9 protein-coding genes and 2 riboswitches are annotated in these 13,326 nt (G+C 60.8%); of the genes, 4 read left to right on the forward strand and 5 right to left on the reverse strand.

Annotated features, from left to right (window positions below):
• Positions 1 to 75 precede the first annotated feature (75 nt).
• Positions 76 to 1,275 carry a cofactor-independent phosphoglycerate mutase gene (locus GBEM_RS09425; protein WP_012530311.1) on the forward strand — a complete coding sequence of 400 codons (1,200 nt, stop codon included), beginning with the start codon at positions 76 to 78 and terminating at the stop codon, positions 1,273 to 1,275.
• A 219-nt stretch (positions 1,276 to 1,494) separates the two neighbouring features.
• Entirely contained in the window at positions 1,495 to 2,799 is a 1,305-nt protein-coding gene (locus GBEM_RS09430; protein ID WP_012530312.1) for an aminotransferase class I/II-fold pyridoxal phosphate-dependent enzyme, read from the forward strand.
• A gap of 397 nt (positions 2,800 to 3,196) precedes the next feature.
• On the opposite strand, the gene GBEM_RS09435 is transcribed toward GBEM_RS09430, so the two are convergent.
• The 4 genes from GBEM_RS09435 to GBEM_RS09450 all read right to left on the reverse strand — a co-directional run bounded on the left by GBEM_RS09435 (position 3,197) and on the right by GBEM_RS09450 (position 9,936).
• Positions 3,197 to 4,729, reverse strand: coding sequence for a c-type cytochrome (locus GBEM_RS09435; protein ID WP_012530313.1), 1,533 nt, complete (start codon positions 4,727 to 4,729; stop codon positions 3,197 to 3,199).
• An 89-nt stretch (positions 4,730 to 4,818) separates the two neighbouring features.
• Positions 4,819 to 4,894: riboswitch (cyclic di-GMP riboswitch) on the reverse strand.
• 111 nt (positions 4,895 to 5,005) lie between these two features.
• Positions 5,006 to 5,082: riboswitch (cyclic di-GMP riboswitch) on the reverse strand.
• 463 nt (positions 5,083 to 5,545) lie between these two features.
• Positions 5,546 to 6,223 carry a signal peptidase I gene (lepB, locus tag GBEM_RS09440; protein ID WP_012530314.1) on the reverse strand — a complete coding sequence of 226 codons (678 nt, stop codon included), beginning with the start codon at positions 6,221 to 6,223 and terminating at the stop codon, positions 5,546 to 5,548.
• Positions 6,224 to 6,275: 52 nt separating this feature from the next.
• Entirely contained in the window at positions 6,276 to 8,075 is a 1,800-nt protein-coding gene (lepA, locus tag GBEM_RS09445; protein WP_012530315.1) for a translation elongation factor 4, read from the reverse strand.
• Positions 8,076 to 8,292: 217 nt separating this feature from the next.
• Positions 8,293 to 9,936 carry a methyl-accepting chemotaxis protein gene (locus GBEM_RS09450; protein WP_012530316.1) on the reverse strand — a complete coding sequence of 548 codons (1,644 nt, stop codon included), beginning with the start codon at positions 9,934 to 9,936 and terminating at the stop codon, positions 8,293 to 8,295.
• Between the two features lie 212 nt (positions 9,937 to 10,148).
• On the opposite strand from GBEM_RS09450, the gene GBEM_RS09455 reads away from it, so the two are divergent.
• Positions 10,149 to 11,258, forward strand: a complete 1,110-nt coding sequence (locus GBEM_RS09455) for an ornithine cyclodeaminase family domain (RefSeq protein WP_012530317.1) — start codon at positions 10,149 to 10,151, stop codon at positions 11,256 to 11,258.
• A gap of 26 nt (positions 11,259 to 11,284) precedes the next feature.
• Positions 11,285 to 12,175: an arginase gene (rocF, locus tag GBEM_RS09460; RefSeq protein WP_041263174.1), complete on the forward strand. Its 891-nt coding sequence runs from the start codon at positions 11,285 to 11,287 to the stop codon at positions 12,173 to 12,175.
• Positions 12,176 to 12,646: 471 nt separating this feature from the next.
• Here the strand turns inward: rocF and GBEM_RS09465 are convergent, their stop codons facing one another.
• Positions 12,647 to 13,189: a beta-class carbonic anhydrase gene (locus tag GBEM_RS09465; RefSeq protein ID WP_012530319.1), complete on the reverse strand. Its 543-nt coding sequence runs from the start codon at positions 13,187 to 13,189 to the stop codon at positions 12,647 to 12,649.
• Between the last annotated feature and the right edge of the window lie 137 nt (positions 13,190 to 13,326).

The following is a 13,326-nucleotide window of genomic DNA, read 5'->3' on the forward strand; positions in this document are numbered from 1 at the left end:
CCATTGGGTCCACAAAAGGGTAGGGTAAGACCAAAAGCAAACCACCAAACCAAAGCAGCAAAAAGGAAAGCCAATATGAAGTACGTAGTTCTTCTGGGCGACGGGATGTCGGACCAGGCTGTCGCCGCTCTCGACGGCAAGACGCCGCTGCAGGCGGCCAAGACCCCCAACATGGACTTCATGGCCAGACGCGGGAAGCTGGGGCTCGCCCACACGGTTCCCGAGGGGTACCCCCCCGGAAGCGACGTCGCCAACCTCTCCATGTTCGGCTACGACCCGGTTCAGTGCTACACCGGCCGTTCGCCGCTGGAAGCCGCCAGCATGGGAGTCGAGCTCGGCCCCGACGACGTCGCCTTCCGCGTCAACCTGGTGCACCTGGAAGCACGCGGCGGCAAGCTCATCATGGAAGACTACTCAGCCGGCCACATCACCACCGAAGACGGCCGCGAGCTGATCGAGGAGCTGCAGCGCCAGCTGGGGGACGAGGAATTCTCCTTCCACCCCGGGGTCAGCTACCGGCACCTGATGGTCTGGCACAACGGCAAGAGCCAGATCAAGGCGACCCCGCCGCACGACATCACCGGTCAGGACATCATCTCCCACATGCCGTCCGGGGAGGGGAGCGACCGCCTCATCTACATCATGAACTCCGCGCAGATGATCTTTCACAACCACCCTCAGATGAAGCGGCGCTCCGCCAAGGGCGAGATCGCAGCCAACTCGATCTGGCTCTGGGGGCAGGGGAAGGCGCCGGCGATGGAGGAGTTCGGTCCCAAGTTCGGCCTCACCGGCGCCGTCATCTCCGCCGTCGACCTGATCAAGGGGATCGGCGTCTACGCCGGGCTCGACATCATCAACGTCCCCGGGGCCACCGGCTACCTCGATACCAACTTCGACGGCAAGGCCCAGGCCGCCATAGAGGCGCTCAAAGAGCGCGACTTCGTCTTCGTGCACGTGGAGGCACCCGACGAGGCCTCCCACTCGGGGAAGCTGGCCGACAAGATCAAGGCCATCGAACTCTTCGACGAGAAGGTGGTCGGCCCCGTGCTGGAAGGGGTGAAAAAGTACGGCGAGTACCGCATCCTCTGTGCGCCGGACCACCCTACGCCGATCGCGCTCATGACCCATACCTCCGACCCGGTCCCCTTCGTCATCTATGCCGGCGAAAAGGACGAGAAGCCGGAAGTGGCAGGGTACGACGAATCCTCCGCCGCCGCCACCAAGCTCAAGGTCGACCCCGGCTACAAGCTGATGGAACTCCTCCTGGGGCGCTAATCCCCGCCTTGCATCGCTTCCTTCAGGGCGCTCCCCCTCCATCCGGAGAGGGGAGCGCCTAAAGTCGTACCTGTATACCACAAATATTAGTCGTACCCCTTCAACCCTCACATTAACCGTTGACAAGAAGACGCTATAGAGATTTAATGGCGTGTCTTTGCCGCACCAGAGAGCGGAACTGCCCCCGGGCACTACCATATTAAGCTTCAGGAGGAATTAATGAATCCATTGGCCGCGGAACTTAACGAGTCTCTAGCCCAGCACAGCCCCTATGTCCTGGAGATGCTGTCGGATCTCGGCAAGAATCTCTTCTTCCCCAAAGGTATCCTTACCCAGTCGGCTGAAGCCAAAGAGAAAGCCAACAAATTCAACGCCACCATCGGCATCGCCACCGAGAACGGCGGCCCGATGTTCCTCTCCTGCATCCAGGACAAGCTCACCGCTTTCGATCCCAAGGACATCTACCCGTACGCCCCGCCGGCAGGCAAGCCTGAGCTCCGCTCCCTGTGGCGTGAGAAGATGCTGCGCGAGAACCCGAGCCAGGTAGGCAAGCATTTCAGCAACCCCATCGTCACCAACGCGCTCACCCACGGCCTCTCCATCGTCGCCGACATGTTCGTGGACAAAGGCGACCACCTGATCCTCCCCGACATGCTCTGGGGCAACTACAACCTGACCTTCGGCACCTGCTCCGGCGCCATCGTCAAGAAGCATCCGACCTTCACCGCTAGCGGCGGCTACGACATCGACGCCTTCAAGGCCGTGCTGCAGAACTCCGCCGAGGAGAAAGGGAAGGTCGTCGTGCTCCTCAACTTCCCGAACAACCCGAGCGGTTATACCCCGACCCAGGCCGAGGGTGATGCCCTCGTGGCCGCCATCAAGGAAGTCGCCGACGGGGGCTGCAACGTGGTCGCCATCACCGACGACGCCTACTTCGGCCTCTTCTACGAAGACAGCATGAAGGAGTCCTTGTTCGGCAAGCTCGCCAACCTCCATCCGCGCATCCTCGCCGTCAAGCTCGACGGCGCCACAAAGGAGGAGTTCGTCTGGGGCTTCCGCACCGGATTCATCACCTTCGCCGACGGCAACGACTACGAGAACGCACCGGTCATGAACGCCCTGGAGAAGAAGGCGATGGGCATCATCCGCGCCCGCATCTCCAACTGCCCGCACCCCTCCCAGACCTTCGTCGTCGAGGCGCTGCGCTCCCCGGACTTCCTCAAGCAGAAGGAGGAGAAGTTCCAGATCATGAAGGGTCGCGCGCTGAAGACCAAGGAAGTGCTCAATAGCGGCAAGTACGAGAAGGCGTGGGACTACTATCCGTTCAACTCCGGCTACTTCATGTGCCTGAAGCTGAAGCACGTTGACGCCGAGAAACTCCGCGTGCACCTGTTGGAAAAATACGGCGTCGGCGCCATCTCCACCACCAAGACCGACCTCCGTATCGCCTTCTCCTGCATCGCTGAGAAGGACATCCCCGAGCTCTTCGACATCATCTACAAGGCGGCGCTCGACCTGGCCTAAAGCCGGTTCGGGTCCCGCAGGCGATTATCCTTAAACGGGAGAAATCGCTATAAACATGAAAGCCCCTGTCGCGTATGCGGCAGGGGCTTTTTTTATGCGGATTGCATCTTCGCCAACGTTGGATGTTGCACTCTCACCCTTTGGCAAAGACAAGGCTATTGCGTCCCCCCCTTTGCGAATGGGCATCGGAAAATACCGGTGAAAGCCGCTCTTAGTTCCCCCTCCCCTTGCGGGAGGGGGGTAGGGGGTGGGGAAATGTGCCATTATTTCCGTACTTTGCAGCTTCACCCACCCCCCGTCCCCCTCCCGTCAAGGGAGGGGGGGACTCTTCTCCACGGAATCCCAGGATGAACCTTTGCGAAGGGGAGACTGGGGGGGGTGGACTCAGCCTCTTACTCTAAATCCCCCAAGCCTTGGTGCCGTGGCAGGAGTTGGAGCAGGTCCGGTTGGTCGAATTCCAGCCGATGCTAGTTGTCAGGTTCTTCACGCCGTTGGCATGGGTGGCGGCATTGACGGTGGTCGTGCTGTAGCCGGTGCCGTGGCAGTTGGCGCACGTGGCGCGGGTGCTATGGTAGGCGTGCTTGCCGGTAGCCGGAGGTATGGCATGGCAGCTGCCGCAGGCAGGGGGAGTCGGAGCCGTTACCACGGGTGCTGTGGTGGTCGCTATCGCCGCGACCTGGGCCGCGGTAAGGGTGCTCAGGCTTCCCATCCCCCCGGTGTTGGCATTGATGGCCCCCTGGATTGCCAGCGCGGTTTTACCCTGTTTGGCGCTGCCGTGGCAGCCGTTGCAGTACTGGGTATAAAGCGCCTGCCCGTCCAGCGGCGTGGTCGCCGGCGGTGGCGTCACCACGGGTGCTGTGGTAGTCGCTATCGCCGCGACCTGGGCCGCGGTAAGGGTGCTCAGGCTTCCCATCCCCCCGGTGTTGGCATTGATGGCCCCCTGGATCGCCACCGCGGTTTTACCAAGTTTGGCGCTGCCGTGGCAGCCGTTGCAGTACTGGGTGTAGAGCGCCTGCCCGTCCAGCGGCGTCGACGCCGGCGGAGGCGTCACCACGGGCGCTGCCGCGGCCGCTATCGCGGTGATCTGCGCGTCGGTGAGGGTGCTCAGGCTTCCCATGCCGCCGGTGTTGGTGATGATAGCGCTATGTATCGCCAGCGCCGATCTCCCCAGCTTTGCCGTGCCGTGGCAGCCATCGCAGTACTGGTTGTAAAGTGCCATCCCGTCGAGAGCGCCGGTTGCGGGTACCGGGATAGCTGCCGCATTGAAGGTGGCTGCGGCAAGATTCATCACGCTCCCGTTACAGATGACGCTCCCGCTCTGTTTGTTGACGATGCTGACCGCGCCCGCCGACAAGGTCACCGTCACCTGGTCGAACATCAGGTCCATGCTCTGATGGTTCGCGACGAAGGGGGCGGTGATCGGGTCGGTCCCCGCGACACCGAACTGCGCCAATAGCGGCTGCAGCTTGGCCAGTACCGTCGTGCTGGCAGCGGCCAGGTTGTCCCCGATAAGCCTCGTGTGGGCGGGATCGGGGTCGGCGTAGGCCGTCGCCGGATCGGAGACGCCCGCGGCGCTTGCCACGATCAGGTCGCTAAGGGGGTTGATGTTGGCCCTTCCGCTTCCTTTGGCCAGGGAGTGCAGCGTGTGGTTGGTCCCGCCGGCGCTTCCTTTGGCCTGCATGATGAAGGGTGCGGTCATGCCGGTGACGTCGAAGGCGAAGTTGCCGTTCTGGTCGATGGCGGTGCTCTTCTCGCGCGGCTGCGCCGAGGAGTCCTTCAGGGTTACCTGGCCTGCGAGGGGTGCTCCGACGGCGGCGACGCCGTTGACTACGTTGGCGGAGGAGGAGCCCCCCCCGCCGCCGCAGCCTGCGATGACTGCCATGAGGAACAGGTACAAGACTGCAAGTTTGGTCCTTATCAGTTGCTTCATTCGATCTCCTTTTGGGGGTTGTGCTGCTTGGCGCCGTGGACTTCAGGGACAAAAAAACCGCGCTGCGTCATATCTAACTCACGTGATATTTCGGCAACCCGGCTGTCTCGGTGAGACCCTTGGGCTTTCCGCCCCATCCTCGCGGATGGTTTAGCATTTGTCGTCTACCAGTCGATGTGGCCGCGCGCTTTTGCGGCAGTTGTTCCTGCCTGTTTCCTTCCCCTTTGCCTGCCCCTGGACGCAAAAAAGCCGGGGCAGGAATATCGTAGTTGATATTTCGGCGACCCGGCTGTCTCGTGGAGACCCTGTAGGCTTTCCGTCCCACCCTCGCGGATGGTTTAGTATTGTCGTCTACCAATATATTGCTTTTTAGATGTGCCGAGGCTATCAGACTCTTACAAATCTAGTCAACAAAAAATATTTTCACTGTCAGCCGAAGCTGATCCAATGCTCGCATTCCTCATTAGAGGAAAAGTCTCTGTCATAGCGAAATCACTATGACTTTTGCCGTACCAGCTAAGAGCTTGAATGCGTGAAAATTTTTTTCCGGTGACAGCAAGAAACAGCGGAAAATGGAATCGCAGTCGCAATAAAAACTACAAACCTACCTGACGCTGTTTCCAGCTCCCCCCCCCTCCCTTGACGGGAGGGGGCAGGGGGGTGGGTGAAGTTGCCCGCAGTGCAAAAGTTGACATCTTCCCCCACCCCCTAACCCCCTCCCGCCGGGGGAGGGGGAACTTTGAACAAAAAAACCCCCTGAACGGCGTGGCCGTGCAGGGGGTTTTTTTAAGACAATGACAGAAAACGGGGAGGGGGCTAGTCGATCAGCTTGCCGATGCTCCCGAAGCGGACCCTGAGCTTGTCTTTGTCCCAGGACCAGTACTTGATGAAGGCGAGCCCTTTGAGCTTGTCGCGGGTCACGAACCCCCAGAAGCGGCTGTCGTAGGAGCGGTCCCTGTTGTCGCCCATGACGAAGTAGGAGTTGGCCGGGACGGTGATGGGATCCTTGTTGTCCCTGGGGTTCATCTCCTTCGGGATGGTGTCGGACTCCTTGTGCACCTCGTGCGGGTTCGCGTAGAGTTTCCCGTTCACGTACACCCGCTTGTTCTTTACCTCGACCACGTCGCCGGGGACGCCTACCACGCGCTTGATGAAGTCCTTGGACGGGTCTTCCGGGTACTCGAAGACGACCACGTCGCCCTGGCGCGGGTCCCTGATGGTGAGGACGCGGTTGCCGGTGAAGGGGATCTTCGAGCCATAGATGAACTTGTTGACCAGCAGGTGGTCGCCGATGGCAAGCGTATCCTCCATGGACCCGGACGGGATCTTGAAGGCCTGCACTATGAAGGTACGGATCACGAGCGCCAAAAGGATCGCTATGATGATCGACTCTGCGTATTCGCGAACCACATGCTTCGCCTTGACCGGCTGGTCCGGCTGGACCGGAGACTGCGCAGGCTTGTTGTCTTCGCAGACGTTTTTGTAATCTTCCATTCCCTTTGATCCCCTTGTCTTGATGGAAAGGCGTAAGCCGTCCGAGTTGGGGCTACCCCTCTACCTTGAGGATAGCCAGGAACGCCTCCTGCGGGAGCTCCACATTGCCGACGTTCTTCATGCGCTTTTTGCCTTCTTTCTGTTTCTCCAGGAGTTTCCGCTTCCTGGTGATGTCGCCGCCGTAGCACTTGGCGAGGACGTCCTTTCTCATCGCCTTGACCGTTTCGCGCGCGATGACCTTGGTCCCTACCGCGGCCTGGATGGCGATCTCGAACATCTGGCGCGGTATCAGTTCCTTCATCTTGGAGACCAGTTCCCTACCGCGGTAGTACGCCTTGTCCTTGTGGATGATAAGCGACAGCGCGTCCACCACCTCGCCGTTGATCATGATGTTGAGGCGCACCAGTTCGCTCTGGCGGTAGTCCAGAAGCTCGTAGTCCAGCGAGGCGTACCCCTTGGTGATCGATTTCAGCCGGTCGTAGAAGTCGAGCACCACCTCGTTCAAGGGGAGCTCGTAGACCACCATGACGCGGGTAGGGGTCAGGTACTTGATTTCCCGCTGCACGCCGCGCTTCTCCTCGCAAAGGGCCAGGATCCCCCCCACGAAGTCGTTGGGGACGTGGATCGAGGCGAGGATGAACGGCTCTTCAACGTAGGCGATCTCCTGGGTCGGCGGGAGCTGGTTCGCGCTCTGGATCGAGGTGAGGCTGCCGTCGGTGCCGTGTACGCGGTAGACGACGGTGGGCGCCGTGGTGATCAGTTCGAGGTTGAACTCGCGCTCCAGGCGTTCCTGGATGATCTCCATGTGCAAAAGCCCGAGAAAGCCGCAGCGGAAGCCGAAGCCCAGCGCGAGCGAGGTCTCGGGGTCGTAGGAGAACGAGGAGTCGTTAAGTTTCAGCTTGGCCAGCGCGTCGCGCAACTGCTCGTACTGCGAGGTGTCGATGGGGTAAAGGCCGGAGAAGACCATCGGCTTCACCTCCTTGTAACCCGGCAGGGCGGCGTCGCAGGGGTTGTGCAACAGCGTCACCGTGTCGCCTACCTTTGCGTCGGCCACCTCGCGGATCCCGGCGATGATAAACCCGACCTCGCCGGCGGAAAGCATCGGGGTCTCCCGCATTTCCGGGGAGAAGACGCCGGCCTTAAGCACCTCGTAGCTCTTGCGGTTCGACATGAGCTGGATCTTGTCACCCTTCTTCACCGTCCCGTCCACCAGGCGGACCAGGATGATGACCCCCTGGTACTGGTCGTACCACGAGTCGAAAAGGAGCGCCTTCATGGGCTTGGTCGCGTCGCCCTTGGGTGGGGGGATCTTCTTGACGATCTCTTCCAGGATGTCCTTGGTCCCGATCCCTTCCTTGGCGCTGGCCAGCACCGCGTCGTGGGTGTCGAGGCCGATGATCTCCTCGATCTCGGCCTTGACCCGTTCCGGCTCGGCCGCGGGGAGATCGATCTTGTTCAGCACCACGAACACCTCGAGGTTGGCGTCGAGGGCTAAGTAGACGTTGGCTAAAGTCTGGGCTTCCACCCCCTGCGAGGCGTCGACCACCAGCAGGCCCCCTTCGCAGGCGGTGAGCGAGCGGGAGACCTCGTAAGTGAAGTCGACGTGGCCCGGGGTGTCGATCAGGTTGAGGATATAGTCTTTGCCGTCGTCGGCGCGGTAGTTGAGTCGCACGGTCTGTGCTTTGATGGTGATGCCGCGTTCGCGTTCCAGGTCCATTTTGTCCAGGAACTGGTCCTGCTTTTCCCGGGCCGAAACGGTTCCGGTGAATTCGAGTAGGCGGTCTGCCAGAGTGGATTTGCCATGGTCGATGTGGGCGATGATGGAAAAGTTGCGGATATGCTCGATTACCATATTGTCCTTTAGCTCGCGGAGGTTAACTCATGAAATATATAGAAGGGGTTGTTAATTGTAAAGTGATTTCTGGGGCTTTAACCTAAGGGAAAGGGCGCTGAAGAGGGAAGTTCTCCCCCTCCTTTGACGGGAGGGGGAACTTTTTGGGGAAAAATAAACCCCCTCCTCCCGGGTGTTCGTGGGAGGAGGGGGCGGATTTACGATGCGTTTTACTTTCCTACCTGAGCGTGAACTGTCCGACCAGGCGCTGCAGGTCGTCGGCCAGGCCGGCAAGATGGCTCGCCGCGGTGGCACAGGTGTGGGCGCCCCTGGAGGTATCCTGCACCACGTCGGTTATCTGCATGATGTTGTTGGTGATCTCCCCGGTGGTGGCAGTCTGTTCCTCGGCTGCGGTCGCGATCTGGTTTACCTGCATGGTCACCTCGCTGATCTGCTCCAGGATTTCCTGGAGCGAATCCCCCGACTTCGCCGCTTCCCTGGTGCCGTTCTCCACCTCGCGGACACCTTCCTCCATGGCGCCGACCGCCTCCCTGGTCTCGCTCTGGATCGACTTGATCATCTCGCCGATCTCCCTGGTGGCGCGGGTGGTGCGCTCGGCCAGGGCCCGCACTTCGTCGGCCACTACCGCGAAGCCGCGCCCCTGCTCGCCGGCGCGGGCGGCCTCGATGGCGGCGTTCAAGGCCAACAGGTTCGTCTGGTCGGCGATGTCCTCGATGGTGCCGATGATGGCGCCGATCTGGTCGCTCCGCTCGCCAAGGCCGGCTACGGTCGCAGCCGACGACTTCACCTGCTGCGCGATACGGTTCATCACCAAAACCGTCTGCTCGACCACCGCGGTCCCGGTTTTGGCCCGGTCCGTCGCCTGCTTGCCCCCCTCGGCTGCCATATGGCAGCTTTGGGCAATTTCCGACGAGGTGGCGGCCATCTCTTCGCTGGCTGTTGCGACGGTGCCGGTCTGGGCCGCGACCTCCTCGGCCCCGGTAGCTATCTGGTCGGAGGTGCTGTGCAACTGGCTGGCGGCAGCGGCTACTTCCACGCTGTTCTGGGCGACCCGGTTCATGGTCTCGTTCAACTTGTCCGCCATCACGTTGACCTCGGTGGCCAGCATCCCCATTTCGTCCTTGGTATCGATTCCCGAACGCGCGGTCAGGTCGCCCCCGGCGACTTCGGCCAGGGTGTCGAACACCATCTGGAGCGGCTTGCTGATGGAGTTGGCGATCAAAAGACCTATCAGCGCCATGAACAGGGTGGCAAAACCTGCCAGGACCAGCATCACCACCACGGCGGAACGGTAGCCGGCGACGTCCTGCCGGTAGGTCTTGTCGGCATCCTTTTCGTTCAAGGCGACCAGTTCCGTGACGGCGTCGGCAGGTTTCTTGTAAAGCGGGGCCACCGACCCGGTGGCGAATACGACGGTCTCGCTACGCGCCTGCGGGTTACCCACGGCCGCCAGCGCCAGTTCCTGCAGTTTCGCGCCCTGCACCAGGTAGGCCTGGTACCCCTCCTTGAACCGCCCGATCAACTCTTTCTCGTTGGGCTCCAACTCATAGCTCAGGAATTTGGCCAGCCCGGCATCTATCGCCTTCTTGCGCTGGTTCAGGTCATCGACCTTTTCCTTGAGCTTTGCCGTGTCCTCGAGGGACAGCATGTAGACCAGGTCCAGCCTGATGGCCAGAAAATCGTTCTTCATGTCGTTCAAGAGGCTCACATGGGTGACCGCTATGCTCAAGTTCTTTTCGTCGCCAGCCATGACGCTCATTTTATGCAAGCTGGTCGCTGCGAATACTGTCAGAGTGACCACCGCTATAGCTACCAGGCAAAGGCATTTCGTCTTGACCTTCAAGTTCATCCACAAGTTCATCGCAGGCTCCTTTTTATAGATCGATCATCATGCTGCCGGCCCGGAAGGGATTTCGGGACCTGATAGAGAGACGTATCGGATGGCCGCTGTGAAACTTTAGATGAATATTGTCTCATCTTGTGCGGGAGGCTTTCCTGTAACAGTTGTAAGCTTTCTCCCTCATGTTAAAGTTTCTCCTGCCGCCCCTTTTGTCATGGGGCTAGGAGGTTTCAATGGCGGCTCATTCAGATGTGATACCAAGCTATACCGCGCCGGATTTCCGCCGGCCCAAGCTGGCCGACGCCCCGGCGGCGCGCACGATCCCGGCTCCCGGGGATGGGGTGCTGCCGCAAAACTACCACGCCACCTCGAACCATCCCGAATACGTGCACCTGGGTGGAGGTGAGTGGCTCCTCGCGCCTCAAAGCCGCATGGACTGCGTGATCGTACTCAAGGGAAGGGTTCCGGAGGTGGTCGAGCCGCGTCGCGTGCGGCGCGGCGACCCGGTCGTGGTGGGTAGGACGGAAAACGGCGAAGAGGGGATCTACCTCCACATCGGGGGCTTCCTGAACCTGGCCGAGCCCTTCGCCGACAAGTTCTCCTTTCGCAGCCGCGGCACCCGCGAGACCCCCTTTTCCCGCTCCTACGACGAGTTGTACCAGGTGCTGCGCCACGACCGGGACCACGGCTACATCGTCTGGGTCCTGGGGCCCGCGGTAGCCTTCGACATGGACTGCCGCAACGCGATGCAGGGGCTCGTCGAGGCGGGTTACTGCCATGCACTTTTAGCGGGGAACGCGCTCGCCACCCACGACCTGGAGGCGGCGCGCTTTCGCACCGGCCTCGGGCAGAACATCTATACCCAGATGGTGATGCCGATGGGGCATTACAACCACCTGGACATCATCAACGAGGTGCGCCTGCGTGGGGGGATCCCCCAGACCATCGAAGGGCTGGGGCTTTCGGACGGCATCATGTATGCCTGCGCCAAAAAGGGCGTTCCCCTGGTTCTCGCCGGCTCCATCCGTGACGACGGCCCGCTCCCCGAGGTGATCGCCGACGCCTATCAGGCGCAGGACGCCATGAGAGTGCACGCGCGGCGCGCCACCACGGTGCTGGCCGTTGCCACGCAACTGCACTCCATAGCCTTCGGCAACATGGTTCCCAGCTACAAGGTAATGGAGGACGGAAGGGTGCGGCCGGTCTACTTTTACGTGGTGGACATGACCGAGTTCTGCGTGGACAAACTGGCCAACCGCGGCTCGGCGCAGGCGGTGGGGCTTTTGACCAACGCGCAGGATTTCGTAGTGAACCTCTGGAACCACCTGAAGCAAAAGGGATGAGCTGAATGGGAAAGGCTGGGGGGAAGATGGAAAACCGTATCAGGATGATAGGCGTGCCGCTGGACCTGGGGCAGGAGCAGCGCGGCGTCGACCTGGGGCCGGGGGCGCTGCGCTATGCGGGGCTGTCGGCTCGCCTCACCGGTCTGGGGTACCAAGTGGAGGATATAGGGAACCTGGAGGTGCCGGTACGTGACGTGGTGACCGCTGAGCGGCAGCAGCATTACCTTCCCTCGATAGGGAAGGTCTGCGAGACGGTTTATCAGGCAGGGCGCACGGCGGTGGCGCAAGGTTGCATCCCCGTCTTCATGGGGGGGGACCATTCGCTGGCGCTTGGCTCCATAGGCGGCGTGACCCATGAACAGCCGACGGCGGTGATCTGGGTCGACGCCCACGGCGACTTCAACACGCCTGAGACCTCCCCCAGCGGGAACATTCACGGGATGGTTTTGGCGGCGCTTTTGGGGGAAGGGCATTCGGAACTGGTGCACCTGGGGAGGCCGGGGCCGAAGCTTAGCGGCAGCGACGTGGTCCTGATCGGGCTGCGGGAGCTGGATCCGCAGGAGAAGGTCAGGCTGCGGGAGAGTTCAGTCAACGTCTACACCATGAGGGACATAGACGAGCGGGGCATCGGCGCCATCGCGCGGGAGGCGCTGGGAAAGCTCGCCCACAGGACCCGCCTGCACCTGAGCCTCGATCTCGACGGCCTGGACCCGCTGGAGGTTCCCGGCGTCGGCACCACCTCGCCGGGAGGGATCACCTACCGCGAGGCCCAGCTCCTGATGGAGATCATCGCCGATACGAAGCTTCTTTGCTCCATGGACATCGTGGAGATAAACCCGATCCTGGACCACGGCAACCGCACCGCAAAAATCGCCGTGGAACTGGCCGCCTCCGCTTTCGGGGAGGCGATCATGTAAAGGCAATCTATTTAGCTGCGGTTACGGGTGGATCAATGGAGGAATTGGACAGAGCAACGGCGGGATGTGCTTCCTGCGGAAAAAAAGCGGCCCGCGCTCTCGTTCACCGTACGAGAACACAGGCCATAACAGGAAAAGAAGGCTGCTTTACTGCGGGTTGCTACTGTCCACGGTGACACCTCGTCTTGGGTAGGGACAAGGCCGGGACCGCGGAATTTTAACGCCCTGGATATGGGAGTGCGCCGCGTGGCCTATCAGAGCGCCGGGCACCGTCAATCTTTATGCTTTGCAACGAGCTAAGTCAATGCATCTAATAGCATTGTTGCCAAAATGAAACCAAAGCGTTGCGTGTTCTTTACGTGCGCTTTGCGGGCCCTTCGAGTCCGTAGCCGCGTTCGAGAAAATCACAATAAAAAGGGCCCGTGTCTGAATCAAGACACGGGCCCTTCAATTTTGCTTTTCGGGGGGCACTCAGTACCCCCTGACGATGACCTCCAGGTGCCCGTCGTTGGGGCAGAAGATGAGGCCGTGGACCGGTACGTCTTTCGGGATGAGCGGGCTGTTGCGGATGATCTGGGTGACCCGCTCCACGTTTTCCTCGGGGCAGGCGAACGCTCCCATCCATTGGCCCAGGTCGGGGACGAGGCTGTCGATGGCCGACGGGTCGACGCCGCGGGCTATCATCTTCTCCTTCAGTTTTTCTGCGTCGACCGATGACATGCCGCAGTCCTTGTGGCCTATGACGAAGATCTCCTCGACTCCCAGAAGGAATATCGCCGCCACGAGGCTCCTGATCACCCCGCCGTTTGGGTCGACCAGCGTATTGCCTGCATTCTTGATCACTTTGGCGTCGCCGCGCTTGATCCCCATCGCGGGTTCCAGGAAGTCGACCAGACGGGTGTCCATGCAGGTGAAGATGGCAAGTTGCCGCTTAGGGTCCTTGGGCAGGGGGGGGAAGGCCCCCGGCTTCACGAATTTCTCGTTGTTGGTTAGTACTTTGTCAAGCAGGGTCATTTAGCACCGTTTGTTGGCAAAAGTTAATTTGACTCACTGTAGGATGCAGTCTTTTAAGCTGAAGCCGCACATTAGTCAAGCAAAAGTGCGCACCACTTGTGTTTACGTGATTTTGGTCCCCCCTCCCGTCAAGGGAG

Source organism: Citrifermentans bemidjiense Bem (genome assembly GCF_000020725.1).
Classification (GTDB): domain Bacteria; phylum Desulfobacterota; class Desulfuromonadia; order Geobacterales; family Geobacteraceae; genus Geomonas; species Geomonas bemidjiensis.